Source organism: Bifidobacterium actinocoloniiforme DSM 22766 (genome assembly GCF_001263395.1).
In the GTDB taxonomy this organism is placed as follows: domain Bacteria; phylum Actinomycetota; class Actinomycetes; order Actinomycetales; family Bifidobacteriaceae; genus Bombiscardovia; species Bombiscardovia actinocoloniiformis.
Genome location: NZ_CP011786.1, coordinates 1,428,239 through 1,454,680, shown reverse-complemented (window position 1 = coordinate 1,454,680; position 26,442 = coordinate 1,428,239). Strand labels below are relative to the sequence as shown.

The 26,442-nt window shown below is 62.6% G+C and carries 19 protein-coding genes, 2 tRNA genes and 1 pseudogene; 12 read left to right on the top strand and 10 right to left on the bottom strand.

Annotation, left to right across the window (positions count from 1 at the left end):
- The first annotated feature begins 148 nt into the window (after positions 1–148).
- The 3 genes from AB656_RS07705 (at position 149) to AB656_RS05970 (ending at position 2,630) form a co-directional block, all read left to right on the top strand.
- Entirely contained in the window at positions 149–1,657 is a 1,509-nt protein-coding gene (locus AB656_RS07705; protein WP_081961856.1) for an ATP-binding protein, read from the top strand.
- Positions 1,658–1,799: 142 nt separating this feature from the next.
- Complete coding sequence (locus tag AB656_RS05975) at positions 1,800–2,063, top strand: hypothetical protein (RefSeq protein ID WP_051905507.1); 264 nt, start codon at positions 1,800–1,802, stop codon at positions 2,061–2,063.
- A gap of 147 nt (positions 2,064–2,210) precedes the next feature.
- Positions 2,211–2,630, top strand: coding sequence for a sterol carrier family protein (locus AB656_RS05970; protein WP_033504531.1), 420 nt, complete (start codon positions 2,211–2,213; stop codon positions 2,628–2,630).
- A gap of 452 nt (positions 2,631–3,082) precedes the next feature.
- Here the strand turns inward: AB656_RS05970 and AB656_RS08120 are convergent.
- Positions 3,083–3,478, bottom strand: a pseudogene (locus AB656_RS08120) (DUF3073 domain-containing protein); the annotation flags it as partial.
- A gap of 166 nt (positions 3,479–3,644) precedes the next feature.
- Here AB656_RS08120 and trpS point away from each other — a divergent pair.
- Positions 3,645–4,736 carry a tryptophan--tRNA ligase gene (gene trpS / locus AB656_RS05960; protein ID WP_033504532.1) on the top strand — a complete coding sequence of 364 codons (1,092 nt, stop codon included), beginning with the start codon at positions 3,645–3,647 and terminating at the stop codon, positions 4,734–4,736.
- Positions 4,737–4,767: 31 nt separating this feature from the next.
- Here trpS and AB656_RS05955 read toward each other — a convergent pair whose 3' ends face one another.
- The 5 genes from AB656_RS05955 to AB656_RS05935 all read right to left on the bottom strand — a co-directional run bounded on the left by AB656_RS05955 (position 4,768) and on the right by AB656_RS05935 (position 12,060).
- Positions 4,768–6,363, bottom strand: a complete 1,596-nt coding sequence (locus tag AB656_RS05955; protein WP_081925018.1) for a threonine/serine exporter family protein — start codon at positions 6,361–6,363, stop codon at positions 4,768–4,770.
- 187 nt (positions 6,364–6,550) lie between these two features.
- A complete protein-coding gene (locus AB656_RS05950) occupies positions 6,551–8,680 on the bottom strand; it encodes an alpha-galactosidase (protein ID WP_033504534.1) in 2,130 nt (709 codons plus the stop codon).
- A 103-nt stretch (positions 8,681–8,783) separates the two neighbouring features.
- Positions 8,784–9,659, bottom strand: a complete 876-nt coding sequence (locus tag AB656_RS05945; protein ID WP_236681860.1) for a carbohydrate ABC transporter permease — start codon at positions 9,657–9,659, stop codon at positions 8,784–8,786.
- 2 nt (positions 9,660–9,661) lie between these two features.
- Positions 9,662–10,642, bottom strand: a complete 981-nt coding sequence (locus AB656_RS05940; RefSeq protein ID WP_081925009.1) for a carbohydrate ABC transporter permease — start codon at positions 10,640–10,642, stop codon at positions 9,662–9,664.
- A 158-nt stretch (positions 10,643–10,800) separates the two neighbouring features.
- Positions 10,801–12,060 (bottom strand): ABC transporter substrate-binding protein, encoded by a 1,260-nt coding sequence (locus AB656_RS05935; RefSeq protein ID WP_033504535.1) that lies wholly within the window; start codon positions 12,058–12,060, stop codon positions 10,801–10,803.
- A gap of 365 nt (positions 12,061–12,425) precedes the next feature.
- Between AB656_RS05935 and AB656_RS05930 the strand changes: the two genes are divergently transcribed.
- A complete protein-coding gene (locus AB656_RS05930; RefSeq protein ID WP_033504536.1) occupies positions 12,426–13,442 on the top strand; it encodes a LacI family DNA-binding transcriptional regulator in 1,017 nt (338 codons plus the stop codon).
- 117 nt (positions 13,443–13,559) lie between these two features.
- Here the strand turns inward: AB656_RS05930 and AB656_RS05925 are convergent, their stop codons facing one another.
- Both AB656_RS05925 and AB656_RS05920 read right to left on the bottom strand, forming a co-directional pair.
- Positions 13,560–15,356, bottom strand: coding sequence for an FAD-dependent oxidoreductase (locus AB656_RS05925; protein WP_081925008.1), 1,797 nt, complete (start codon positions 15,354–15,356; stop codon positions 13,560–13,562).
- 193 nt (positions 15,357–15,549) lie between these two features.
- Positions 15,550–16,113, bottom strand: a complete 564-nt coding sequence (locus AB656_RS05920) for a redoxin domain-containing protein (protein WP_033504539.1) — start codon at positions 16,111–16,113, stop codon at positions 15,550–15,552.
- Between the two features lie 277 nt (positions 16,114–16,390).
- Here AB656_RS05920 and AB656_RS05915 point away from each other — a divergent pair, with 277 nt between their 5' ends.
- Positions 16,391–17,812: a hemolysin family protein gene (locus tag AB656_RS05915; protein ID WP_081925007.1), complete on the top strand. Its 1,422-nt coding sequence runs from the start codon at positions 16,391–16,393 to the stop codon at positions 17,810–17,812.
- A 210-nt stretch (positions 17,813–18,022) separates the two neighbouring features.
- Positions 18,023–18,502: a Dps family protein gene (locus AB656_RS05910; RefSeq protein WP_033504540.1), complete on the top strand. Its 480-nt coding sequence runs from the start codon at positions 18,023–18,025 to the stop codon at positions 18,500–18,502.
- A 128-nt stretch (positions 18,503–18,630) separates the two neighbouring features.
- Here the strand turns inward: AB656_RS05910 and AB656_RS05905 are convergent, their stop codons facing one another.
- Positions 18,631–19,401, bottom strand: coding sequence for an SDR family oxidoreductase (locus tag AB656_RS05905; RefSeq protein ID WP_033504541.1), 771 nt, complete (start codon positions 19,399–19,401; stop codon positions 18,631–18,633).
- A 195-nt stretch (positions 19,402–19,596) separates the two neighbouring features.
- Positions 19,597–20,277: a YgjP family zinc-dependent metalloprotease gene (locus tag AB656_RS05900; protein WP_033504542.1), complete on the bottom strand. Its 681-nt coding sequence runs from the start codon at positions 20,275–20,277 to the stop codon at positions 19,597–19,599.
- A gap of 125 nt (positions 20,278–20,402) precedes the next feature.
- Between AB656_RS05900 and AB656_RS05895 the strand changes: the two genes are divergently transcribed.
- The 5 genes from AB656_RS05895 (at position 20,403) to AB656_RS05875 (ending at position 26,414) form a co-directional block, all read left to right on the top strand.
- Positions 20,403–20,476: transfer RNA gene (locus AB656_RS05895), tRNA-Ile, on the top strand.
- A 46-nt stretch (positions 20,477–20,522) separates the two neighbouring features.
- Positions 20,523–20,595, top strand: a tRNA-Ala gene (locus tag AB656_RS05890).
- Positions 20,596–20,788: 193 nt separating this feature from the next.
- A complete protein-coding gene (locus AB656_RS05885) occupies positions 20,789–21,070 on the top strand; it encodes a helix-turn-helix domain-containing protein (RefSeq protein WP_052201424.1) in 282 nt (93 codons plus the stop codon).
- A gap of 200 nt (positions 21,071–21,270) precedes the next feature.
- Complete coding sequence (locus tag AB656_RS05880; protein WP_081925006.1) at positions 21,271–22,242, top strand: formate/nitrite transporter family protein; 972 nt, start codon at positions 21,271–21,273, stop codon at positions 22,240–22,242.
- Between the two features lie 434 nt (positions 22,243–22,676).
- Positions 22,677–26,414: an ABC transporter ATP-binding protein/permease gene (locus AB656_RS05875; RefSeq protein WP_033504544.1), complete on the top strand. Its 3,738-nt coding sequence runs from the start codon at positions 22,677–22,679 to the stop codon at positions 26,412–26,414.
- Positions 26,415–26,442 lie beyond the last annotated feature (28 nt).

Below are 26,442 nucleotides of genomic sequence, written 5' to 3'. Positions count from 1 at the left end.
CGCACCACCACCCTCTGAATTCGCAATCTACTTTACTAATTTCGCAACACTTTCTCCCAATTCGTCAAGAAAATCGTCAATTTTGAAATATCGATTTACAATATGAGCAACATTATTCTCAATTTTGAGGTAGGGACCACTCAAGGGCTTGGCAGGGGAACTGGATGCGGATGCCTCCCTGACGGAAGTGGTCAAGCAAGTCCAGCGAAACCAGCGCGAAGGTCAGATCATCGAGGTCAAGGCCGCTGCGGAAGGCACGCCTAGAGTCTATGACTCACTCTCCTCTTTTTCCAACCAAAACGAAGGCGGATTCATCCTGTTCGGCATCGACGAGGGGCAGGACTTCACTACCACTGGGGTCTTCGCCGCGCAGCAACTCAAAAAAGAAGTAGTCGGACAGGGCGAGGCGATGACACCCGTGGTGCGCCCGGAATTCGATGAAGCCTCCTTCGATGGCAAAACCGTGGTCTGCGCCTTCATCAGCGGTCTGCCCATGAGTCAACGCTCGGTATACCGGACCAAAGCAGGTATAACCCAAAGCGCCTACACCCGCGTAAACGACGCTGACGTGCGCATGAGCGCCACCCAACTCTATGAAATCGAATCCTTCAAGGACGGGCGCCGGGACGATGCGAGCCTGGCACCCGACGCGAGAATGGACATGCTGGATGCCAAGGCGGTCCGGGACTTCGTGCGCCAAGCCACGCAAGAGCGTCCCAAACTGGCCCGGCGCCAGGACGACGAGATTCTGGAACTGACCGGCGTGACCAAGGACGGCAAACCCACACTAGCTGATCTGATGACCCTGGGCGACTACCCCCAGCAGGCCTACCCGAACCTATGCATAACCGCCTCGGTCGTGGCCGGCACCGAGCTGGGCAAGGGAAACGGCGACGAGCGCTTCATAGATAGCAAGCGATTCGAAGGCGGTATCGGGGAGATGATCGAGGGCGCGATGGCCGTTGTGCGGCGCAACAGCAAGACCACCACCCGAATCCGCGACGGTGTGCGCATCGACCTGCCGCAGTACCCGGAGACCGCCGTACGCGAGATTCTGACTAACGCCCTGATGCACCGCGACTATGGCCCTTACTGCAACGGTTCGCCAGTGAGACTTACCCTTTTCTCCGACCGGCTGGAATGCACCAACCCAGGCGGCATCTATGGGGGGCAGAGCTTGAACGAATTTGGCTTCGCGAACAGCCAGACCCGAAACCCCACATTGGTGAGCCTACTGGAGATTGAGCATATAGCCGAGAACCGGCACTCCGGCATACCCGCCATCCAGGAGGAAGCCAGGGAACGCGGCTACAAGCCGGTGGAATTCCTCAGCCGGCAGGCTCAAGCTTCCTTCACCGTCAAGTTCTACAGTGTCGCAGACGAGCCCGCCAACGCTCCAGAGGCTGTAGCCAAGGCGCAAATGGGCGTGCCTCTCGCCGGCGCTGCTGGGACCGCGATGGATCGGGAGGACAAACTGGCGGCCATTGTGGAGCTCTGCCAGACTCCGCAAACAGCTGAGGACGTGGCCGAATTGCTGGGTATAGGCAAGTATTACGCTCGCCGTAACTACATCGAACAGCTTTTGCGCGAAGGACGGCTTGCGATGACGAATCCAGACCGACCACGGAGCCGCAGCCAACGGTTTGTGGCCGCATAGGCGGCCGGAGGGGACGGCGGCCCGAACCGGGCCAACTTAGGCGCTTAGGAAGGGACACGCAACCGCCACATAATGTCCATTAAACTGGTAAGCATTAGGCCGGCTGTGCGGGTAGTCGAGCCAACGGTTGAAAGGAACCATCATGGAGAATAAGTCCTCGAACGGCTGGAAGTTCTTCGCCCTGCTCTTCGGCACACTGCTGGCGGGCGTTATCGCGTTCTTCGTCTACAAGCAGCAGAACCCCGAGTACGACCCCTGGGAGGAGCCTTGGGAGAACTCCTCGTCACCGGTGGACCTGGGGCTGCCCGAGCAGGGCGAGTCCGGGTCCAGCGAAGGTAAGGGCGCTCAGGCCGAGGGTGAGGGGCCGGTCTTCAGCACACCTACCGCCAGTCCTGCCCAGGGCTGAGCCGCGCAGCTAGGTTAGCTGCTAGCACCCAAATCGAAGATTTAAGGTCGGCGTCAGCCTGGCGCGTGTCGGCATACAGTGAACCCCACGCGGGAGCCCGTTCCTGCGTGGGGTTCACTGTATGCTTCGGGGAGGGAGGAGCAAAGCATGAGCGTTATACGCGAGAATGATGTGGCCGAGGGGCGGCGGGACTTTCTCGCCTGGCGGGACGCGGCTAAAGAGGCGGCGGCGCAGGCCCCGAACGCGGCGGCGCGGCTGGAGGTGGGCCCGCCCATGCCTCGGCGGCAACTGGCCATGGCTGTGCGCTACTCCCTGCACATGCTGGAGATCAAGGCGCCCGGACCGGGCGTGGAGGTGCGCGTAGCGCCGTGGGGGGCGATTAAGATTTTGGACGGGCCGGCCTCGGACCCCCACAACCTGACCCCGCCGGACACCATCGAATTGGACCCAGAGGTGTGGCTGCGCCTGGCAGCCGGCGTGACTTCCTGGCAGGAGGAGCAGGAGGCCGGACGAATCACCGCCCTCGGTGAGCGGGACGATCTGAGCGAGCTCCTGCCCCTGGTCTAAGGCTCAATCCCGCCACCCTCACCGGCTTGACGGCGGGCGGCTGTTCGCGCTGCGTTCATAGATAACGGCTGGGCTCTGGAGCCTTATGAGGCTCAGGCGGCCGTAGCCGTGGTCGGCATGGCCTTCTTCTTGCTGCTGCGCGTGGCACGGCCTGCGGCTGCCGACTTGCCCTTGGCCTTAGCCCCGGCGGCGGTGGAGGTGCCAGCGGTCTTCTTCTTAGCGGCCGTGGCCTTGGTGGGCTTGGGGGCCCCTGCGGCCTCGGCGGCTTTCGCCCCAGCAGGCTTAGTGACGGCTGAAGTCGCTTTCTTCGCCGCCTTGGCGGTCGCCTTCACCACCGAACCCGCCTTCTTAGCGGCACCGGTCTTAGGGCTTGCGACCCGCTTAGGGGCGACCTTCGCCGACTCAGGCACAACGGCGGTTGAAACTTCAACCGGCTTCACTGCGGCCTTGGAGGCTGGCTTATGGCTCAGCGCGGAAGGCACAGGAATCGGTATGGGCTTGCGGCGTGGCGTAACGGCCGGAATCTCGCCCGACGTGGCCTTGGCCGCAGCCTCGGCGGCCCAGCGCGCGTAGTCGTCCAAGTCATCGTCGCCAGCGGGTTCGCCACCAAAAGCATCGTCCAGTGCGGCAGCCGAAGCCTGGTCCGATGGACCCCGGTCAGCGCGATTGTCCTTACCCGCCTGAGCGCCGAACTGCTCCTCCACTACCCGGAGGGGGTCGGTCCTCGCTTCGCTGGAATCGCGCTGACTCAGCTCTTTCGCAAGCTGGTCGTAATCAGTGTCAGTTGTCAGATATTTGAGCTTACGGGCTATTCTCGTCTGCTTAGCCTTCTGACGTCCGCGGCCCATCCGACCCCCTTCGTCAGTTAACGGCCCTGAAGCCTCGCGTTGTTATCCATGCATTACTTTCGAGGTTACCACTTGGGAGCTTGTCGGCTCGGACTTTTACGATAAAAGCAATATTCCGTAACACTTGCGCCCGACCGACGCGCGCAACAGGCTGAGAGGCAGGGTCATGGGCGGCGAACAGCAGGTGACGGCGGCAGGCAATGAAATCAGCGCGAGCTTCCTGGCGGCGCAGAAGCGCTCGGACGCGGTAGCGAAGAAGCTGGACGCCCGTCCCGGTGACTTCACCATGCTGACCGGCGACAGGCCCACCGGGCGTTTGCACCTGGGCCACTACTTCGGCTCCCTGAAGAGCCGGGTGGAGCTGCAAAACCAGGGCGTGCACACCAATATCGTGATCGCCGACTACCAGGTGATCACCGACCGCGATTCCACCGAGCACATTCAGGAGAACGTGCTGAACATGGTGCTGGATTACATGGCCGCTGGCATCGACCCTACGAAAACCATGATTTTCACGCACTCAGCCGTGCCTGCGGAGAACCAGCTCATGCTTCCCTTCCTCTCGTTGGTCACCGAGGCTGAGCTGCACAGGAACCCTACGGTCAAGTCGGAGATGGAGGCTTCCGGCCACGCGCTGACCGGGCTCCTGCTGACCTACCCCGTCCACCAGGCCTGCGACATTCTGTTCTGCAAGGCGAACGTGGTGCCAATCGGCAAGGACAACCTGCCGCACGTGGAGATAACGCGCACGATCGCCCGTCGCTTCAACGAGCGCTACGCGCTTAAGAATCCGGTCTTCCCCGAGCCGGCGGCGATTCTGTCGGACGCGCCGGAGATTCCGGGGCTGGATGGGCGCAAGATGAGCAAATCCTACGGCAATTCGATCATGCTGGGCGCCAGCGCCGAGGAGACAGCCAAACTGATTAAGAAGAGCCCCACCGACTCCGAGCGGCGCATCACCTTCGACACGGTGGGACGCCCTCAGGTTTCGGCCCTGCTGACCACCGCCGGCCTGGTGACCGGGCGCGATCCGGCGCAAATCGCCGAGGAGATCGGCGATGCGGGCGCCGGAGCCCTGAAAGCGTATGTAACCAAATCCGTCAACGACTTCCTGGCCCCCCACCGCGAGCGCCGGGCTGAACTGGCCCGCGACATGGATTCGGTGCGCGATGTGCTGGCCGAAGGCAACAAGCGCGCCAACGCCATCGCCGAAGAGACCCTGGACCAGGTCCGCTCCGCTATGGGCATGGCCTACTGACCGTTCGCGCAAGCGGCGCAGCCGGCCGGGCTCACACGTCGTAGCGCCAGGAGCGGTCGGCGATGACACGGGCCGTCGCCAAACCAATCGGCAGGCAGATGATGACCATGAAGGCGCGGAAGGCCCAGTCCAGAGCGCTTAGCGTATTGAACTGGCCCAGGTAGAACATAGCCCGGTACATGTAGAGCCCGGGCACCATGATCACAATCGAGGGCACGGTCAGGCAGATACGCGGGAAACCCAGGTCGGGCGGCAGCCAACCGTGGCGGACCGAAGAGCGCCAGGCCGTGGCGAGCATACCGGCCAGGAAAGCGCCCAGAAAGGCGGCCATCTCCGGGGGCATACCGAGCAAATCCTGGGATTCCAGGCGCAAGGTGTCGGTGATTGCGCCAATCACAGCCGAGACCAGGGCCATGCGCTGCGGGGAGTTAAAGAGCACGGAGAAGCCCCACACCCCCCAAAATGCCGCGAGCGCGCGCAGGCCGGCGGTCGCCCAGGGGGTCAGGTCCAAGGCCTCGAATCCCTGCGGGTTGAGCCTGACCATGTGGGCCACGGCCCATCCTCCCAACGTGGCCACCAATATGACCGCAAAGGCGTAAGTCAGGCGCTGCACGCCCGAGGGGAAGTCCATCTTAGCGAGGTCCAAACCGCCGGTGACCAGCGGGAAGCCGGGGATGACGAAAAGGATGGCGCCGATATAGGCGGTGTCGTGGCGCAGGGCAACCGGGTCGAACAAACCCACGAACCGCAAGGTGCCCACGCAAGCCAAGGCGGCGACGACGACGGCGATCGCGGTGACGAAGAACTGGTTGATCCGCCGCTCCAGCAGCAGGCGGCGAATCCACTGGCCGACGCCCGCGCCAATGAAAGCCCCCGCCATGTCGTATAGGCCGCCGCCCAGGAGGCAGACGAACGAAGCGCAAGCCACGGCCGACGCGAAGGCGGAGAAGAGCGGCGGGTAGAGCGGCTTGCGGTGCTCGATGAGATTGAGCCGCTCGTGGGCCTGGCGGACCGTAACGCCCCCCGGACGCGGTTGCGAACCTCTCCTGGCCCGTGCTACCTCATGCGCTTTGGCGGCCTCGGCTTCCCGGGCCTTGCGCACCGCCCAATGAGACTTGGCTTCGCACAGGTGGTCCACCAGCTCCTGGGAGACGAGCGCCGCGCGGTGGTAGGTGGACGAACGCCCGCAGTTGACCGAGAGCCAGTCGGCGAAGTGCTCCAAGAGCCAGATGCGCTCGGTGTTGACGCCGGTGGTCGGCAGGTCCACCACCTCGGTGATGCGCCCGGACCCATCGGTGCAAGTGGCTTCGATGTCGGTCAGGTTCACGTCGGCGCGCACGTGCACGCCCATCGGATAGGCCACCCGGTGCATCATCTCACGCACACGGAAGGAGCCTGTGCCCGACCCCAGGTCCAACATGCCCACGCGCATGATGACGCTGGCCTTGGCCGCGATGCAAGCCTCCTCAATCGGCTTGTCGTAATCGCGCTCGATGTCTTTCATATCCAGGGGAATGGCCCGGTCCAAGCGGTCCGAGGAGATTTTGACGGTGCCGGACGGCCGCTGGCTGGCGTTGCCTTTCACCCACTCGTTCGACCGCCTGCCATGTCCGTCCTTCTTGCCCATGCTCACTGATGAAACCCTGTAATCCCTAGTCTTGTGGTTGTAGCGCATACCGCTCCGGGGCCTTGAAGCGGCTCCGGGCGGCTCTGACAGGGGCGCGCGAACCCCCACCTAACTGTACAACCGCCCGGAGAACCATCCCTAGAGCGCCAGGGAGGCGCGCTCCGGAACCGCTCAGCGGGCGTTCGACTTACAGGCGGGTGATCTCAATCATCCGGACAGTCTCAGGCCGGCAACGCGGCATGAGGAAGCCCACGCGGCACAAGTATTCACCGCTCACGCTCTCCTGGCCGAGCGGACCGGCCGGGTCTAAGCTCTCCAGGCTGGCCTCAGGCTCAATGGGGCTGGTCCAGCTGAGCCGGTACTTGGCCGACGGATCCAGACCGGGCACCCGCAGGAAGACTCCACGGTTGCTGGAGGACTCCTCGTATTGAACGTGCGCGATGATGGCGCGCGATCCGTCTTTAGCGACCACCCCGTGGGCCATCACGGCAGCGTCGGCCACGTCCAGGCGAATGAAGTCGCCCGAGTGCAGGAAGCCACGATTAGCCTTGTACCACGCGATCCACAGGGCCAAGCGGTCCAGGTCGGCCGGCGAGGCGGTGCGGATGTCCCACTCGATGCCGAAGGCGCAGAACACTGCGGTGGCTGCCCGGAAGTCTAGGGAGTACGAGCGGTGGGTCTGCTGGGAGCAGGGTTGGGAGATGTGGGCGCCGATGTACTCGGGGGCGACGGTTTGCAGGGTCCACCTCTGGATGAGCTGACGGCTCAGGGCATCGGTCATGTCTGAGTTCCAGAAGCGCTTGACCCGCTCTATCACGTCCAGGTCGATCCGCTCGCCGCCCGACGAGCATGACTCCCAGGCGATGTGCGGGAAGCGCTGGCGGAGCTTGTCCAGCAGCCGGTAGTAGGCCTCCGTCTGCTGGTGCACGGCCGGACGGCGGCTATGAACCTCGGAGCCAGCCTCCAGCAAATCACGGTTGTGGTCCCACTTGACGTAATCGATCCGGTACTCCTCCAGAATCGCGCTCATCTGCCGGTAGACGTGGTCGAAGGCCTGCGGATTGGTCAAGTCCAGCACCAGCTGGTTGCGCTGCAGTCGCGGGTTCTCGCTCCGGGCGCGCATGGCCCAGTCCGGGTGCTGGCGGTAGGTGTCGGAATCCGGGTTGATCATTTCGGGCTCGAACCAAAGGCCGAATTGCATGCCCTTATCGTGCACGTAATCCACTATCGGGCTCAGGCCATGGGGCCAGACCTCCGGGTCCACCCACCAGTCACCCAGGCCAGCGGTATCATCCCGACGCTGATGGAACCAGCCGTCGTCGAGCACATAGCGCTCCACGCCTATCCGGGCGGCTCGGTCGGCTATATCCTTGAGCTTGTCAAGGTTATGGTCGAACATGACCGCTTCCCACACGTTCAGCGTGACCGGCTGCACGCTCGGATGCTCAGGCAGGGTGCGCTCCCAGTCATGCAGACTGTGCATGATCGGGTCCAGACCCGCGGTGGACGCGGTGACGAACACCCAAGGAGTGGAGTACTCCTGCCCCTGCCCCAGCTCGATTTCGCCGGGCAGCAGCAGCTCGCCAGCGCTCACACCCGCGTCCGTGGCGGAATTGCGGTCCACCCGGAGCACGGTGTTGCCGCTCCAGGCCGGTTGCACGCATACCACCTTGCCGTCGTGGAAGTCGAAACCGGGGGTGCCCACCATCACCACGGGCCCCTCGTAGCCGGTGCGACCCCAACGGAACTCGCGCACCCAGCCGCCGTCCTCCAAGCTGTGGCGCTGGGGTTGGCGCTCCCGCTCATGGCGGCCCGCGAAGTCCAGAATCTCGCTCTGATCATCAGCCAGGGGCAAGCGCACGCTCAGGCTTTGCAGGAGGTAGTCACCGGGGGCGGCGTTACGCAGGGTGTGACGGATGCGCAGGGAGCCGCCGGGCAGGGCCTCCAGTTCAGTCGTCAGCTCCAGACCGCAGTCGGTGTCCGTGGCATGGAAGGCCAGTCGCCGCTCCCCCAGTTCAGGCTCGCGGTCCAGCAGGAAGCGGGGCGACCAATTCCTGCCGGCCGCCTGGCCTTCAGGCGCGCCCGCGCCCGCCAGCCGATGCCCCTCAATCCCTGGGTGCAGGAACATGTTCTGCGAGTGCTCCGCCAACAGGGGGGTGCGACCGACGGCCTGCGCCGGCCCTTGCACTGAGGCGACGCTCTCCGAGCCGGCCGCGAACAACTCGCAAGCGGCCGGCAGGTCATCACCGACGGTCGAATCCGCCAATGCCAGATAGGTCTGGGAGCGGGTATTCACGGGTACTGAGGGAAACAGCATTGTAATCCTTCCTTGGACGGCGCTCCATTCCGAGCTTCTGCCGACTGTCGGAGCCACCTGCACAATGGTGGCTCCATATCTACTGTTGTGAGCGACAACGAAACTATTTGACAGAACCTGCGATCATTCCGGCGATGAAGTAGCGCTGGAGGAACATGTAGGCCACGACGATCGGCGCCGCCGCCATCAGGGATGCCGCCGCCGCGATGCCGAGGTTGTTGGCGTTGGCCGAGAAGAAGGAGGCCACGCGCGGCGCGATGGTCTGGGCGTTCGGATCGGTCAGGATGTAGCTGGAGAGGGCGTAATCGTTCCAGACCGTGGACCCGGTCATGATGACCACGGTCGCCGTCACCGGCTTGAGCATGGGCAGGATAAGGCGGACGAACACCTGGAGCTTGTTGGCCCCGTCCAATGACCCCGCTTCGTCGATGGCCGGGGGGATAGCCCGGATGAAAGCGCTGTACAGGAACACGGCCAAGGGCAGGTTGGTGGCCGTCAGCACCAGGATGATGCCCCAGTAGTTGTTGACGCCTCCGATTTTGACCAAGAAGGAGTACAGGGGCACCAGGATGCTCAGGGGCGGGATCATCATCATCGACAAGATGAATGACGAAATCCACTTATTGCACCGGGTCTGCCTGCGTGCCAGCGGATAAGCGGCAGCGGCTCCGAGGACGCAAACCAGGAAGGTGGTGCCCACGGTCACGATGACGCTGTTGAGGACCGCGCGCAGGATGCCGCCCTCGTTGATGGCCTCTGACCAGTTGCTCCAAGCCAGGTCATGCATGCGCATCGTGACCACCGACGACATATCGTCGGCCGGCTTCAAGGATGCGGTAATGGCGAAGTAGAAGGGCAGCAGTTGAACGATGCAGACGATGGCCAAAAACAGGTAGATCGCCCAACGGCCACGCTGGTAGTCCCGCTCAGCCCTGGTCTTACCATTCAGCGCTGAATTCGAGTTCATTGCGCTTGTCATGCTCATGCCTCCCAATCCAGCTTGGCCAGGCCCTTGTTGACCAGCCAGGTGACGATGGCTATCAGGACGAAGAGGAAGACGCCGATGGCCGAAGCGTACCCCGCAGCCTGGTTATCGAAGTAAACCGTGCCGATGTAGGTGGAGATGGAGTTCGTGGAGTAGCCAGGGCCACCGCCGGTGAGCACCTTGACCATGTCGTACAGCTTCAATCCGCCGATGAGATTAAGCACCACACTGGTGGTGAACGAAGGGGCGAGCAGGGGCAGGGTGATGTTCCAGAACTTCTTCCAGCCCGAGGCGCCGTCCACCTCAGCCGCCTCCACAACCTCTTGATCCATGGTTTGCAGGCCCGCCAGGTAGATGATCATCGAGACGCCGACGAACTGAATCGAGTTGACGACGACGATGATCCCTACAGAGAGCCCGGCGTTATTGAACCAGGCCACCTTGGGCATCCCCAGCGCCGAAAGCAAGGCGTTGAGCGCACCCTGCTGGTACTGGAACACGAAGTAATACATGATGCCCATGATGACGGGCGCCACCAGGGCCGGCAGGTAGATGATGGCCCGAATCAGCGTGCGGCCCTTGATCTTGGCGTTCAGCAGGAGCGCCAAAGCCAGGCCCAGCGCCTGCTGGAGAATCGTGCTGCCTATGCCGTAAATGAAGGTGTTCAGCACAATCTGCTTGAAGTTCGCGTCGGTGAACATCTGCTTGTAATTCGCAAGCCCCACGAAAGCCTTGGCGTCGTTGTAGCCATCCCAGTTCGTGAAGGAGAGCCCGATGCCTGAGAGCAAGGGGTAAATAATGAACACGACCAGCACGAGAATCGCTGGCAGATAGAAGAGGTTGACCGAAGCGCCCTTGAACGAATGGCGCTTGTGGACCGGCACTTTACCGCCACCCGCTCGTGGATTCCCCACCGCCCCGTCGTTCGCTTCGGCGTCCGGCAGCGAGGAGCTGGTACTTACTACTCCGTCGGTCATCGCTGGCTCCCATCTATATTGCCTGAAAATTCTTACTTTTCCGCACGAGACGGCCCGGCCTTCCGGCGGCGGGCACAACCCGGGGAGTGGGCGCCGCCCCGACGACCCGCGTCGGCGGCAGGACGGCGCCCGATTCAGCTACGCTTAACCCGCTCTTCTCAAGAGGACTTCTGGCCGTAGAGGCTGTCGAAGGAGCTCTTGACCTGGTCGGCTGCGCTTTCAGGCGTCAGCTGGCCGGTGATCAGACCATCGGTGGACTTGTACAGGGTGTTGTACATGCCGTTGGGCAGGTAAGCCCGGTCGAAGAAGGGCACGGTCTTGGTCTTCTTGTCCTTGACCCAGTAGTCATAGGTGGTTTGGAACTGGCCCAGGGCCGACTTCACGCCGGTCAAAGCGGAGTCGTTCATCGACACATCGACCAGCTCCTGCAGGTTCTCTGGCTCAGCCATGAAGTCGATGTACTTGAGCGCCGCATCCTTGACCTTGCTGGTCTTGGAAACGCCGAAGGTCAGGGTGTCCTCGCCAGTCGAGAAGTAAGGCTCGCCCACATTGGACGGCAGCGGCATCATACCGAGCTTGACGTTGGGGTTGTAGGAGGTGATCAGCTGGGCGTTGCCATTGGAGCGGAAGTAGAATCCCGCCTTGTCCTGGGCCATGAGCCGGGCGACGTCATCCACCGTGGCGGAAGTGTAGTCCTCGTTGAAGTAGCCGGCCTTTGACCACTGGCTGATCATGCTGGTGTAGCCCTGGTAAATCTTGGTGTCGAACTTGCCTGACTTCAGCGAGGCCAGCTCGTCGCTCTTGTACAGACCCGGCAGCACGTAGTCGGCCAGATCGCCATCCGGGCCCGGATCCTTGGGGCTGGAGATAATCGGGGTCACGCCCTCGCTCTTGAGCTTGTCGCAAGCCTGCTTGAAGGCATCCCAAGAATTGATGGACTTGGGGTCGATGCCCGCCTTGGACAGGACAGTCTCGTTATACATGATGCCAGACACCTGGATGTCAGCTGGCAGGGCGTAGAACTTGCCGTCTTTGGTCTTGTAGACGTCGTTGCCGATTGGCTTCATCCTCTTGGCCCAAGGGCGATCCTGCAACGGCTCAAGGAAATTGGCGTAGCGATCGCGCGACCAGCCGTGGGTGTTCCAGATGTCGGGCGGGTTATGGCCAGCGAGGCGCACCTTGATGTCGTTCTCGTTGGTGTTGGTGCCCGGGTTCAACTTGATGTGAATGTCAGGGTTCTTGGCCTCGAATTTCTTGGTGATACTCTCCAAGGCCTTGAGCTGGGGCGTGCCGGTGGACTGCATGGTCATGAATTCGACCGTCTGCTTCCCGCCAGAGGACGAGGACCCACAGGCGGCCAGCGAACCCACTGCGAGCGTGCAGCATACAGCGGCTGCGACATACTTCAACTTGTTCATCTACCACTCCTTCGTAGGGATGTCTCTCGCCGCGACGCAGCCAGAGCCTTATCTCCCCCACGGCTGCTCCGTAGCGGTACATATAGTATACACGTGTAGATTCGTCTGTCAAAGTACGGTCTTGGATGCCAAGATTCATACGGTTTATAGGGAAAAAACATCAATGACACACTCAATATGAACTTCTTGCACCGCTATTTTCCGGGATTTGTCTGCATGTTCATGCTTACTCAGAGATCAGTCTTTCCCGCAAAGCGCGGTGTCGCGTGACTATTGTCTACTCGTGTAGACTATAGTATTCGGGTAGCATGGAGATATTGCTGGGGCGGGTTCACCGCAGGCGGCGGACGACGGAGGCGAAGGCCATGACAGCGCAAACAGGAGCCAGGCAGCCGCGGCCCAAGCGGGCCACCAGGACGGATGTGGCTCGCCTCGCCGAGGTTTCGACCGCCGTGGTCAGCTATGTATTCAACAACGGCCCCAGGCACGTGGCGCCGGAGACAGCCGAGAAGGTGCGCAAGGCCGCCCAGATGCTCAACTACCACCCCAACACAACGGCGCGGGCGCTACGGACCGGCTTCTCAAAAATGATGGGCGTGGTGGTGCCGGACTCCTCCAACCCCTACAGTGCCGGCGTCTACGATGAGCTGCAGACCGCCGCCATGGCGCGAGGATACTCGCTGGTGTACATGAACGTGCGCAGCGACACCGGCATGGAGGACAACGCCATCGGCAAGCTGGTGGAACGCAACATGGACGCGATTTTCATGTCATCCACCCGCGATTACTCCCAACTCACCGGCGCGCACCTGAACCAGTCGCGGTTCGTGTTCATGGACCAGCCCAGACCGGTCCCGGGGGCCAAATGCGTATCCACCAATTTCTACGATTCCGCCTACCAGGCTGTCGGCCACCTGATTGAGCATGGCCACCGGCGTATTGACATGCTCTTCGGCGGCTCGCCCAAGGACTCCACCGACATGCGCATCCAAGGCTGGTATGAGGCGCACCTGGACGCCAACCTGCGCGCTGGCACCGTCATGCAGTCCTTCTATTCGCGTGAAGGCGGCTACCAGGCCACACTCGCGCTCCTGGACGAGCCGGAACCACCCACCGCGATTTTCGCCGCCTCGGACCTGGAGGCCATGGGCGCGCTGCGGGCCCTGCACGAACGCGGGCTGCGCATACCGCAAGACGTGGCGATCGTATCCTTTGACGGAACCGTGGACTCGCTCTACACCTGGCCGCAGCTGACAACCATGCAGCAGAACACGCGCGGCATCGCGGAACGCGCCATGCGGGCGGCCTTGTATCCGGACTCCACCCCCGACGTGCAACTGGTCGACGCCGAGCTGGTCATCCGTCAATCCTGCGGCTGCTGAACCGCCAGGGAGGACGGTGAGGACACCGTTGAACCGCCCATCCCCGGCAGCATGACGTCAAACAGGACCAAGTTCGGCCGCACGGCTAATCATCGGTACCGCGCGAGAGGAGCGCGTTCAGGCGCCGATCAAATCGAGCATCTCAGGGACGGATTTCTTGCCGAATTCAACGATCTGCTCACCGCCATTGTTGACCACAATGCAGGGCACGCTCATCACACCGTACTGGTCCTTGAGCTCGGGGAAGCGGGCCACGTCGTAGGCCTGGGCGCGCACCTTCGGGTTGTCGGAGGCTATACGCTGGGAAGAGAGCACGGTCGTGGGGCACATCGTGCAGGTCAGGGAGACCAGGAGCATCACGTCGATAGGGGCGCTGATGGCCTCGATGCGCGCCTGGGTGTCCGCGTCCAAGGACTGGCCGGGGCCCGCCACATTGTAGAGGGCCAGCACGAAGGAGTTGAACTCATGGCCGGAGGGGACCCCGTGGAAGCCTAAACCGCTGTGAACCGGGTCGCCCGTAGCGCTCCGCCGGCAAATCTCCACGTAGGGCCGAGCCAGGGGCATGTCGGCCGCAGGGTCGTAAGAGGCATCGGAGCGCTCAGCCACACGGCTGTCCAGCTTGCCGCTCGATAAGGCCACCAGCTCGCCGATGAAGCCCTCCAGCTCCTTGGACAAATCCGTCGAATCCAAGGTCAGCTCCAGTGTGAGCGGCTGGCCCATCTTGCCGAAAACCACCGCCAGTTGCTGACGAATCGCGTCGTTAAAGAAGCCGGATGCCTTGCCCTCACTGACCTTGCCGGATGCGGCTGGCGCCGGCGAGGTGCCTTCTTCGGAAGCGCTTCTGGCGGCGGCCGCCTCTTCCTTCTCGTAGGGGGAATCGTTCGGGCGCGGTGGCAGCAGACCGGTCTTTTCCGACATCTCGGAGGCGTAACGCTCCATCTCCACGGCGGCCACAGCACCGTCGGCGGTGGCGGTAATCACCTGGCGCAAGTTCTTTTCGCGCAAGTCGCCGGCCGCGTAGACGCCAGGCACCGAGGTCTCAAGGTTGCCGTGGGTGACGATGTAGTCGCGTTGGTCCAGCTCGACCACGCCTCGGACCAGGCTGGTCTGCGGCACATAGCCCGCGAAGACGAACACGCCGAAGGATCCGCCGTCAGCGGCCGTCCAAGTGGACTCCTGCCCGGTCTTATTGTCCTTAATCCTGGCTTCCACCAAACCGCCCTTGCCTGCGGAGACGCCAAGAAGTTCGGTATTGTAGCGAATCTCGATGCCGGGATTGGCCTTGGCGTCCGCGGCCACAGCCGCGTCGCAGGTGAAGTCCGGCTCCCGCACCAGGAGCGTGACCTTGGAGGCGTACTTGGTCAGGAAGACAGACTCCTCGGCGGCCGCGAACCCGCCGCCTACCACCAGCACCTCACGCCCGGAGAAGAATTCGCCGTCGCAGGTGGCGCAGTAGGCCACGCCCCTGCCGGCGTACTCCTCCTCGCCAGCGAAGCCAAGCTTGCGCGGGGTGGCTCCGGTGGCGATCAGGATGCCGAAAGTCTTAATGTCCCCTCTCGTGGTGTGCACGGTCTTCACATCGCCATCCACATCCAGGCCGGTGGCTTCGGCGCTCATGAACTCTGCCCCGAAACGCTGAGCCTGCTGGCGCATGGTCTCGGTCAGCTGGCGGCCATCCGTGTTAGCCACGCCTGGATAGTTGACCACCTCAGCGGTAATGGTGATCTGCCCACCGAAATCGCCTTTCTCCAAAATCAGCGTCCGGTAGCGAGCGCGGGCCAGGTAGAGCCCAGCCGCCAGCCCCGCAGGACCCCCGCCAATGATCACCGCATCGTACAAATCCTCTTGGTTCACGGAAATACCGTTCCCTCCACGTAGTGCTTCCTCATGCGTCTTGTCGCATAGTGGTTGCATTGATCTTGTGTGCTCAGGCACAGGGCCTACAGGCCGCGTCTTTCAAACTGGCCCAACTCCTGGATGGACGGCAGGCGAAACGTTCACTGGGCCAGCCGCTTACCGTCCGGGAGAAAGCTTGGGCCCCCGCCACAATCCTTGAGGCGGGGGCCCAATGGCGGGGCCATTGGAAGCTGGCCCCACCTGGCGGCGCTCAGAGCTGGCCGACCAGGTCCAGACTGGGCTCGATGGTCTCCTCGCCTGGCTCCCACTTGGCCGGGCAGACCTGATCGCCATGCTCGTAAACGAACTGGGAGGCCTGCACACGGCGCAGGATCTCGTCGGCGTTGCGGCCCACGTTGGAGGAGATGACCTCGTAGGCCACGACCTTGCCCTCGGGGCTCAGGATGAAGTCGCCGCGCTCAGCCTTGCCCTCGGACTCGTTGTAAGTGTCCAGGTCGCGCGCCAACGTGGCGGTCGGATCGGCCAGCATCGGGAACTGAATCTTGTTGATCTTCTCATTGGCCTCGTGCCAGGCCTTGTGGACGAACTCAGTGTCGCAGGAAACTGAGTAAATCTCGCAACCGACCTTTTGGAAGTCCCCATAGCGGGTGGCCAGGTCCTCCAGCTCGGTGGGGCAGACGAACGTAAAGTCCGCCGGATAGAAGAAGAGGAGGGACCAGTGTCCCAGCAGGTCCTGCTTGCTCACCTCATGGAATTTATTGTCCTGGAAGGCCTGGGTCTTGAACTCGGTCAGCTCATGTTGCAGTAGGGTCATCATTACCTCTTTGTCGTCGTGCGGAGTGGCATGCGCACCGACTGCGGCGCATGTTGCATCATACAAGCCTGGCCGCCGCGCGGAAACGCTGCCAAGCAGCGCTACCCGCTCCAACGCCCGGAGCCATGCGCTCCCCATGCTACCCGTCGCCTCCGCGCAACATAAGACCCCCGAGCATCCGAGAGTGTGGCCTTACGCACAAATCCCCACCATGCCCTCCTCCGGTCTCCGCAGCCTGGGACGGCGCTTATCTCGCTGACATCGTAAATTAGAAGGCATGGCACTCTGGCTGAACATCCTGTTGGTTTTCGTCTTTCTGCTGATTGGGTCCATCTTTTCGGGCACTGAACTGGCGCTGGTCTCTTTGCGCGGCTCGCAGCTGGATCAGATGGAGCAGGAGGATGCGCGGGGCGCGCGCGTGGCGAAAATCGCCCGTGACCCCAACACCTTCCTGTCCACCGTGCAGATAGGTGTGACCCTTTCCGGCTTCCTTTCGGCTTCCTTCGGCGCCTCTTCGATTGCGCCTTCGGTGATTCCGCTGGTGCGCTCCTGGGGGGTGCCCGCCAGCCTGGCTTCGACGCTGACGACAATTGTGCTGACCCTGATCATCTCTTACTTCTCGATCGTCATCTCCGAGCTGGTGCCCAAGCGCATCGCCATGCAGCGCGGCGAACAGATCGCGCGGGCCGTGGTGCCGGCCATCGACGTGTTCTCCACCGTTTGCAAGCCGCTCATCTGGCTGATCGCCAAGAACACCAACGGCCTGGTCCGCCTCTTGGGCTTCGACCCACAGCAGACCGACACCGAGGTCTCCGACGACGAGCTGCGCGTCCTGGTTTCGTCCAACACGAACCTCAGCAAGGACGAGCGGATCATCCTAGGCGACGTGTTCGACGCCTCCGAGACCTCCGTGGCCGAAGTAATGCGTCCTCGGGCCGACGTGGTCTTCATCAGCGCTGACATGAGCCTGCGCGAGGCCGCCGCATTCGTGCGCAAGGAGCCGTATTCCCGCTACCCGGTGACCGGCCGGGACTTCGATGACGTGCTCGGTTTCGTCCACGTGCGCGACCTGCTGGACGTGCGCGACCCCCAGGCGAAGACCGTAGCCGACGTGACCCGCCCTGGCATCTCCCTGCCTGGCACCTCCAAGCTCCTGCCCAGCCTGGAGAAGCTACGCAAGCGGGGCATCCATTTGGCCGTGGTCATCGACGAATACGGCGGCACCGACGGCATCGTCACTTTGGAGGATATGACTGAGGAGCTGGTGGGCGACATCCGCGACGAATACGACCTGCCGGAGGAGAAAGGCGGTCCCAGGCCCAATCGCACCGCTTTCGTGGGCGGCGTGGCCACAGTGGAAGGAGGCATGACAATCGAGGATTTCGCTGACCTGACCGGCATTGAGCTTGAGGACGGACCCTACGAGACGGTGGCTGGCTACTTCCAGGCCCACACCGGCAAGCTGGGTGAGCCAGGCGATGTCCTGCGCTCCGACGACGGCTACGACATGATCGTGGCCAGCATGGATGGCCGGCGGATCGAAACCGTCCAAGTGCGCAAACGCGAAGGAGAGGGAAAGGGCGAGAAAGACGGTGGGAGCGAGGCGCCTGACGACGACCAGGCGGAATCAGCGGCCGGTAAGGCAGGCAACGCGAGCGAAGCGGGCGGCGCCAGCGGCAAGGCTGACAAGGACCGATAGAGGCAGCGGCCAGCGGCCAGCGGAATCCTGAGCGCTGAGCGCGCACCGAATCGTCTGGCGAATCACACAAGTCGCAGGCCTCATGAGGTTGACTTCCTACACAGGTCATCTACTCTAGAAGTAAGGCCGAGCCCAACCTTGGCCGATTAGCTGTCAGGTGCAAAAGCCAGACCGGAATCGATCCGGCAGACAGCGGACAAAGGAGTAATCATGGCATTGGAATTCACCGTTCCCGGGCTCGACGCAGCCACCTGCGAGAAAATCGTTGCAATCTTGCAGAGCCGCCTGAGCAATGAGCAGGAATGCGCTCTGCTGCTCAAGCACGCTCACTGGAACATGAAGGGGAAGAACTTCATTGGCATCCACGAAATGATGGACCCGGAGGTCGACTCGGTGCTGGCTATGGCCGACGAGACAGCCGAGCGCATCGCCACTCTGGGCGGCCAAGCGGATGGACGTCCCGACGACATCATTAAGAACCGCACCTGGAAGGGCCTGGACCTCGCTGGCCGCCAGGAGGCCCTGGACTACCTGAAGGCCATGGACGCCTACTACAGCGAGTTCATCAAGGCTGACCGCGAAGCCATCAAGCAGCTCGACGACCTGGATGTGATTTCCTCGAACATCGTCCAGGACCACGTGCAGGAGCTTGAGCACTTCCAGTGGTTCATGCGCAGCCATCTGATCTGATTCGATACAGCAAACCTTGAGTGCGTAAGCGCCCTTTTCTCTAGCGGGGGCCGCAGGCCGCGGAAGGCCCGCGGCCCCCGCTCGCTTTCAGCCCTCGCGCAGCCGGCCGAGGAATCACCCCGGCCCGATTAAGACCCCTGGCGGTAAACCTTGGTGTAGGAGCCCTCGGCCCGAGGGCGGACCACGATTTGGTCGATATCCACGGTGTCAGGCTGGTCCAAAGCCCACTGAACGCAGCCAGCTACGTCTTCTGCTGTCAGAGGGTCAGGCACGCCAGCGTAGACGGCCTGGGCCTTGGCCTGGTCTCCACCGAAGCGTTTGACAGCGAACTCGTCGGTGTGAACCATGCCCGGAGCGATGTCTATCACCCGAACCGGCTGTCCAATCAACTCCAAGCGCAGGATTCGAGCCATGACGCGCTCAGCCGCCTTGGCGGCGCAATAGCCACCGCCGCCCTCATAAGGCTCGATGCCAGCGGTCGAGGAAATGACCAGGACCGTGCCCTCAGCTTCCTTCAGCGCCGGCAAAAGCTTTTGGGTAATCCGCAGAGTGCCCAGCACGTTGAGCTCGTACATGGACCGCCAGTCATCAAGGTTGGAAGCGGCCACAGGGTCCTTGCCAATCGCTCCGCCGGCGCAGTTGACCAGCGCTTTAACCGGCCCCGCCCCGAGGATTCCCTCCACAGCCGCCTGAGTGGAGGCCTCATCGGTCACGTCGCACACCCGGTAGGAGAAAGCACCGGCCAGCTCGTCAGACAGCTCCTTGAGACGGTCCTCTCGCCGGGCCAGGCCCACGACCTGCCAGCCAGCCGCCACCAGGGCCCGGGCCGAAGCGGCCCCGATCCCGCTGGAAGCGCCGGTCACAACCGCCCGCTTCACATCCTTACTCTGGTTCGTCATCCCGTCTCCTTCCAGTGGCAGCCGCCAGACGCAACCCCGGGCCAGCCAACCGTCCAACCTACTCATCGCCCTATGTATTACCTTATTCCACAAGATACCCCGCCCTTACCACCAGCGTCAGCTTCATGAGAACTGTGGTCGAACGTGCCACTTATCCACATAATTATCAACATATATCCACAGCCTGCGGCCGTCTCAGACGATGACATACCGGTTGAGCTCCCGCCGCACCTCCCGCCATCCAGGCAAGTAGGAGTCCATCAGCCCTTGGAACCGAGCCCCATGCCCCGATGCCCGCAGGTGTGTCAGCTCATGGACCAGGACATACTCCAGAAACCGGGGCTCCAGCCATGCGAGTTCCAGATTCAGCCGAATCCGCCCGCTAGCCGGCGTACATGAGCCCCAGCGAGTCGTCATTCTCCGCAGGGTGATCGACGTGGGCCCCCGACCCACCACGGGCACCCACCTGTCCAGCAGACCGGGCAACTGGCCGGACAGGATCCCGCGCGCCTGCCGCAGCCGCTCCTGCTCGTCATGCTCACCCCGGGCGGCAGGCCTCTCCCTTTCCGAACCTTCAGCACGGCTGGCCACGGCACCCGAACCGCCACCAAGCGCCCGCCGCGAACGCGCGATCCGCTCGCGCGCCCCTTCCACCCAAGCCATCCGGGAACTAACGAACCGTCGGATTTCAGCCTCAGGCAGGCGGGCCGGCGCGGTCACTTCAATCCGCCCCTCCGGCGGTTTAACGCGCAAGTAGACGTTCTTCACTCGCTTGCGAATCAGCAGCGCCCGCTGGCCGTCCACATCGATCCACCGGCGGGAGAACTCGCCACGGCCCCCTCGCCTGGGCCGACTTTGATCAGGAGTAAGAGGCATGGCCCTATTCTCCCCCGACCCGCTGATTTCGCCAATCCACGAAACACTCGCATCGCCGAGGCAAATTGACTTTCTGCGTCCATATGATAATCTGTCTGCTTGTGTGATTGCTTACCACACGGTTTGGGCCTGTAGCTCAGCTGGTTAGAGCGCATCCCTGATAAGGATGAGGTCGGAGGTTCAAGTCCTCCCAGGCCCACGCAGCGGATTCTTAATGGGCCGCGATAGTTAAATCCACATATTTTGGGGCTGTGGCGCAGCTGGTAGCGCATCTGCTTTGCAAGCAGAGGGTCAGGAGTTCGAGTCTCCTCAGCTCCACTTTCGGGAATCGTCCAGGGCTATCCTTGAGCCGTAGATGGCTGTTCACCGATGTATATCTGTTTCCCAGGCTGTGACTTCTGTCTAATGACCGCCATCACTGACTTTCGATTTGTCCAATCGTGTGCCAATCCCATCTTGAGAAGCCCCCGGCATCCAATAAACTCGTCGACTGTTGGGGTAGGGTGGAGGTATGCCACGACAGCTATTCACTGATGAGGAATGGGCGGCGTATGCACTGGACTTTGGACGGAACCTTCGCCGCTTGCGCGCCGAGCGCGGGCTCAGCCAGGAGGAGCTTGCTGCAGCGGCTGGTCTGAGTCGCTCACAGTGCCAACGGCTGGAATCCGGGGCCAACCGCAGCGGGCAGCCCAGCAACCCCAGCTTGCGCAACCTGCTGAGCCTGGCCGAAGCCCTCTCTATCGACCTGGATACGCTCATCCCTGAGCCTTCGCACAAGAACGAAGCCCGATAATCGAAGCGGTAGGGACGGCTGCGACGCATGGTGGGCGGGCGAGCCAGGCTCATCCGGCGACCCCTTGCCGAGCACCGGCAACCTGCTAGTCGGCCAGCCCACTAATAGCCAGCGAGCGCGAGCGCGCACAAATAAACGTGACTTCGCGCACATCAGCCCGCTCTTCCCGCCGTCCGGCGTCTTCGCGATGCCATAATTGGATGGTGAGCGAAGAACTGTATCAAAGCATCAATGAAGGCGAGCCGTCGGACCCTTCCAAGCCGGGTGCGACCCCCGGCAGAACCCCAGGCGCAACATCCACAGATGCGGACCAGGCGGCCCCCCAGCCCCTCTTCCCCGGGCGCACCTTCATCTCCACCGTGCTGGACGTCGCGGACAGCAAGGACACGATGACCGGCCGGATGACCAGCAAGTACTTGCAGCGGGCGGTCATGGCCGGCCTGTTCGTCGGCATCTTCTTCACCGCCTTCTTCTACATCATCGGCCAGTTCTCCGCCTATCCCGCCAACCCCGGACTCAAGCTGGCGGGCCGCGTCCTAGCCGCGCTCACCTTCGGCTGGGCCCTGGTGCTGATTTACTACACCAACTCGGAGCTGCTCACCTCGAACATGATGGTCGTCACGATCGGCGTCTACCACAAGCGCCTAGGCTGGCTGCACTCCTTACGCATCCTGGGCCTGTGCCTGCTGGGCAACCTGGCTGGCGCCCTGCTCATCGCGCTCATCCTGCGCTGCTCGACGATCATCTCCGGCCCGACAATGGCGCAAATGCTAGCGGCGTCAGCCACCAAGACCGGCTACATCACGGGCGGCTGGCAGGGGGTCGCGGACCTTTTTGTGCGCGGCATCCTGTGCAATTTCTGCATCAACATCGCCATGCTCATGGTCTATAACGGCAAACTCACCAATGATTTCACCAAGTGCACGATCATGGTGGTGGCGGTCTTCGTCTTCGCCTTCTGCGGCTTCGAACACTCGGTCGCCGACTCCGCCCTCTTCCTGATTTTAGGCACCTACGGCGCGGTCAACGCCTGGCAGGCCATCGGTGTGGTAGCGGTCGCCATGCTCGGCAATTTCGTCGGCGGCGGCATCCTTATCGGTCTCAACTTCGCCACCATGAACGACGAGCGCCGCTACGCCGCGTCCCTAGACAAATCCCTTGCCGAGGGCTGAGCGCCGGCTGGCCGGACTGGCTTAAGAACGGCACCAGCAGGCCGTGGGATGCGGGCACTAGCCTACTGCGCACAGCCAGCGTGGAAAGAGCGTGACGTGAGCACCGCATCGTGCAATCGATAAGGCCGCGGCCAGCGGGTTCCGCCAGCAGGTTTTCGACAACTAGGACTTCAACGACCTCGATCGCTTCATGCGCGAGGACTGCATCCGGCACAACCCCGCCAGCGCCGACGGCCTATCCTGATGCAGCCCCGACGAGGTCCCGAAGCCCGGCAACCGCTTTGACCGTGCCGCCCATGACGCGCTCCAGACCCCGCAGAGGGTCGCGAGCGCGCCCCATCAGCGTGATTCTTACTCTTATCTTGTCCATAGGCCGCTATTTTGCTAGGGTCGCAAGCAGTCACTTCGATTCTCCTACGACTAGGGTATGAGACATGATCAGTAAAGAACTCTTGAATCTTCCCGGCGCTGACTTGCGTCGATCCACCATCATCGGCGGGCTCCAGACTATCGGGGCCCTGGCTGAGACCCTGATGCTGCCACTTGCCATTTTCGCCCTCGGACGGCTCTTCGGCCTGGTTGCTCCGGCCTGGACCGCCTCGTTCATCTCCGACCCCCTCGCCGCCATCATTTGGCTGATGGTCCTGGCCGCGGTCAAGTGCCTGTGCGCCATAATCGCTAACCAGAGCTCGATTAAGCTGGGCGACGGCATGAACGCCGCGCTTTCCTCCGACCTCTACCTCTCCTTGTTCAACCCGGAGACCACGGAACGAGACCAAGCCGGCAAGGAACTACGCACGCCGCCCAGCCAGAGCATGGCGGCGCTCTCCACCGAGGGCGTCAGGTCGGTAAGCTCGTATTTCACCAGCTTCCTGCCCACCTTGATTCAATCCGGCTTGATGATCCTGGTTGCCGCCCTGGTTCTCCTGCCGATCAACTGGGCAGCCGGCCTGATTGTGATTGCAGGCATGGCGGTGATGCCCTTCGCGGCAAGCATGGCCCGACAGAAGAACATCGCTGCCCAAGTGACCCACCTCAAACGTTACGAGCGCGTTGGAGTGCGCTTTGAGGAAGCTCTGCGCGGTCTGGGGACTTTGAAGGTCTTCGCGACGGACGGCGACGAGGCCAAACGTTTGAGCGAGGACTCCGAAGGCTTCCGCAAGGCCACCATGCAGCTCCTGGCAGGGCAGCTGCGCAGTCTGGTCAGCTCCGATGCGGTCATCTGCCTGGCGGTCATCTTGGCCAGCCTCACGGCCGCGTTCATGGAGCGCTCCAGCCCGACGGGCCTCATATGCTCGATTGCTGTCGCGGCTGTCGGCGTCCGCCTTTTCACTCCGGAACGGCAGCTGGTGTACTTGACTCACTCCGCCACCGTTGCGATGCGGCAGGGCAAGGCCATCGCGGCTGCTCGGGCGCTCCGGGCGGGCGCTCCGAACCGAGCCAAGGATGCCACGGCCGAGGACGCCAAGTCCGCAGACACCCAGGCCAGTGATAAGGCCACGGTTCCAGTTCAACTAACCAGCGGCATATGTGTGAAAGGCCTCTCCTACGCATATCCAGATGGGTTCAAAGCCCTGCACGACCTGTCCTTCGACCTGCCTGCCCATGGTCATTTCGGTCTGGCTGGCGCCTCCGGTTCCGGCAAGAGCACCCTGGCTGGCCTGCTCTCAGGCCGTCTGACAGGTTACGAGGGTTCCATCACCATCGACGGCGAGGAACTGTCCAGCCTGCCTCAGGACCGCCTTATCGCCCTGGAAACCATGGCCGCCGGCAACGACCACCTTTTCAGTGGCACAATCCGCACCAATCTGGATCCGGCTGCCAGCGGCTACACGGACGAGCAGCTGACCGATGCGCTCAAGCGGGCCGATCTCGCGGATTTAGCAACCGCTCGCAGTGGTTTGGATGCGCCAGTCGAACAGGCGGGTGCCAACCTATCCGGCGGACAGCGGCAGCGTCTGGCTATTGCCCGAGCCCTCCTGCGCCGTACCCCGATTTACATTTTCGACGAAGCGACCAGCGCTGTCGACCGCGATCATGACGAAGCCTTGGCAAGCCTGATGGACGAGCTGGGACGCGACCACCTGGTCATCACAATCACCCACCGTCTGGCGGGTGTGCGCCAGGCGGACCGCATCCTGATGCTGGATGAAGGCCGAATCGCGCAGTCCGGCGATTTCTATGAGCTCACCATCCAGAACGGCCTGTTCGCCGACCAGTGGAAGGAGCAGAACCGCCTCGAAGGGTTGACCGAAGAGGAATCGCGAGCGGTGGCCAACCCCCTGTCATCCTACAATCTGAGCCTTCAGGTGCCGGAACTCGCCTCGCAGGGCGCGCCAGCCGGTCAGGCTCCAACTGACAGCCGTTTAAGCGCCGCCAGCACCAGCATGGACGGCAATCCCAGTAACCCTGATGGCCACGCTGCCGCTTACGCCGAAACCGCCGGCCATACGGGTCAGTCCAAGCGGGCTTCCCACGCCGGTGATCGATCCCAGGGTGCAATCGGGACGATGCGACGCATGACCAAGCTCATGCGGCCCCTCCTCCCGATTGAGCTCAGGGCCATCATCTGCGGGACCTTGAGACACTTGTGCGCTGTATGGGCCATCATGTGCGCAAGCGCGGCCATCATCGGCTTCTTCATCGGGGGCAAATCCCTGATCGGCCACTGGCAGATACTGGCGGTCACAGCGATTGTCCTTGCCCTGCTGCGAGGCCCCCTGGCTTACGGTGAGCAGCTCTATAACCATCAGATGGCCTTCAGCGCCTTGCGCGACCTTCGCGGCAGGGTCTTCGACGCCATGCGCGCCCTGGCCCCGACTAAGCTCAAGGAGCGTGGCCGCGGCGATTTGGTCAGCCTGATCACCGACGACATCGAGCTCCTGGAGATTTTCTACGCGCACACCCTATCCCCTGTCGCCATCGCCATCATCACCTCCGTGGTCAACGTCATCGTCCTGGCTTGCCTGTCGCCGCAGATAGCCCTGGCCGCCCTGCTTTGCTACCTGATCATCGGCCTCGCTCTCCCGCTGATGACCGCCCGCACCGCCTTCCGCTCGGCCCTGATTGAGCGCAACGCCGAAGGAGACCTCCATTCCATGCTTTTGGAGACGCTCGACGGACGCCGGGAGCTCTTCGGCCTCGGGGCAGCGGCTCGGACACGTCAAAGGCTTGCTGAAGCCACAGACACCATGCTCCAGGCCCGAAGCGACACCCAGTTCAACACCGGCTGGAATAAGATTTTCACGATGACGGCCTGCCTGATCGCCTTCTCCGGTGTCGCTTGCCTGGCTTGGATTCTGGTTCTCACCGGCCACATCGGTTTCATAGGCGCTATTGTCTCTTTCATCGGTTTCGTCTCCTCCTTCGCCCCTGTAGCCGCGATCTCGAACCTGGGCTCTGGCTTGCAGCCCACACTCGCCGCCGCCCGCCGTGTCTTCTCCCTGTTGGACGAGCGGCCTGCAGTCGTTGAGAATGAAGATGGAACCGAGGTTGAGCGCTTCTCCGGTATCCAAGCCAACAACCTGTCGTTCTCCTATGCTTCAGGTTCCGGCTCCAAGCCGGTCTTGGACGGCGTCAACCTGAGCATCCAGCCTGGATCAATCGTGGGCATCCAAGGGGCGAACGGCTCCGGCAAGTCCACCCTGATAGACCTGCTCATGCGCTTCCGTGAGCGCACCGGCGGTCGTCTGGAGGTGTGCGATCGCCCAATCGAGGACGTGCGCACCTCCAGCCTGCGCGGCCTGGAGACCTTGGCCAGCCAGGAGACCTTCATCTTCTCCGTGTCCATGGCGGACAACATCGCCATAGCGCGTTCAGATGCCAGCCGCGAGCAGATTGCGGATGCTGCTCGCCAGGCCTGTCTGGACGATGTCATCGACCAGCTTCCCAACGGCCTGGACCACATCCTGGCGCGCAACGGGGCCGAGCTGTCAGAGGGGCAGAAGCAACGGGTCGCTCTGGCACGCGCTTTTCTCAGCCAAGCCCCGTTCGTAGCGATGGATGAGCCGACCTCGAACATGGACGCCCTGCTGGAGGGAAGGGTCATCGAAGCGCTCTTGTCCAGTAAAGCAGGCAAGACCTATCTGATCGTCTCCCACCGCCCGTCAGTTCTGGCCCACGCCAGCCAGCTACTGACCCTGAGCGAAGGCCAGCTCACCGCGGTCCGCTGAAGGTAAGCACCCGCCCGTCATAGCGAGA

What these genes read in the sequence shown, in the direction of transcription:
- AB656_RS05975 (WP_051905507.1), top strand. Translation starts at nt 1,800, where the DNA reads ATGGAGAATAAGTCCTCGAACGGCTGGAAGTTCTTCGCCCTGCTCTTC.
- AB656_RS05970 (WP_033504531.1), top strand. Translation starts at nt 2,211, where the DNA reads ATGAGCGTTATACGCGAGAATGATGTGGCCGAGGGGCGGCGGGACTTT.
- trpS (WP_033504532.1), top strand. Translation starts at nt 3,645, where the DNA reads ATGGGCGGCGAACAGCAGGTGACGGCGGCAGGCAATGAAATCAGCGCG.
- AB656_RS05955 (WP_081925018.1), bottom strand. Translation starts at nt 6,363, where the DNA reads ATGGGCAAGAAGGACGGACATGGCAGGCGGTCGAACGAGTGGGTGAAA.
- AB656_RS05950 (WP_033504534.1), bottom strand. Translation starts at nt 8,680, where the DNA reads ATGCTGTTTCCCTCAGTACCCGTGAATACCCGCTCCCAGACCTATCTG.
- AB656_RS05945 (WP_236681860.1), bottom strand. Translation starts at nt 9,659, where the DNA reads ATGACAAGCGCAATGAACTCGAATTCAGCGCTGAATGGTAAGACCAGG.
- AB656_RS05940 (WP_081925009.1), bottom strand. Translation starts at nt 10,642, where the DNA reads ATGACCGACGGAGTAGTAAGTACCAGCTCCTCGCTGCCGGACGCCGAA.
- AB656_RS05935 (WP_033504535.1), bottom strand. Translation starts at nt 12,060, where the DNA reads ATGAACAAGTTGAAGTATGTCGCAGCCGCTGTATGCTGCACGCTCGCA.
- AB656_RS05930 (WP_033504536.1), top strand. Translation starts at nt 12,426, where the DNA reads ATGACAGCGCAAACAGGAGCCAGGCAGCCGCGGCCCAAGCGGGCCACC.
- AB656_RS05925 (WP_081925008.1), bottom strand. Translation starts at nt 15,356, where the DNA reads ATGCAACCACTATGCGACAAGACGCATGAGGAAGCACTACGTGGAGGG.
- AB656_RS05920 (WP_033504539.1), bottom strand. Translation starts at nt 16,113, where the DNA reads ATGACCCTACTGCAACATGAGCTGACCGAGTTCAAGACCCAGGCCTTC.
- AB656_RS05915 (WP_081925007.1), top strand. Translation starts at nt 16,391, where the DNA reads ATGGCACTCTGGCTGAACATCCTGTTGGTTTTCGTCTTTCTGCTGATT.
- AB656_RS05910 (WP_033504540.1), top strand. Translation starts at nt 18,023, where the DNA reads ATGGCATTGGAATTCACCGTTCCCGGGCTCGACGCAGCCACCTGCGAG.
- AB656_RS05905 (WP_033504541.1), bottom strand. Translation starts at nt 19,401, where the DNA reads ATGACGAACCAGAGTAAGGATGTGAAGCGGGCGGTTGTGACCGGCGCT.
- AB656_RS05900 (WP_033504542.1), bottom strand. Translation starts at nt 20,277, where the DNA reads ATGCCTCTTACTCCTGATCAAAGTCGGCCCAGGCGAGGGGGCCGTGGC.
- AB656_RS05885 (WP_052201424.1), top strand. Translation starts at nt 20,789, where the DNA reads ATGCCACGACAGCTATTCACTGATGAGGAATGGGCGGCGTATGCACTG.
- AB656_RS05880 (WP_081925006.1), top strand. Translation starts at nt 21,271, where the DNA reads ATGGTGAGCGAAGAACTGTATCAAAGCATCAATGAAGGCGAGCCGTCG.
- AB656_RS05875 (WP_033504544.1), top strand. Translation starts at nt 22,677, where the DNA reads ATGATCAGTAAAGAACTCTTGAATCTTCCCGGCGCTGACTTGCGTCGA.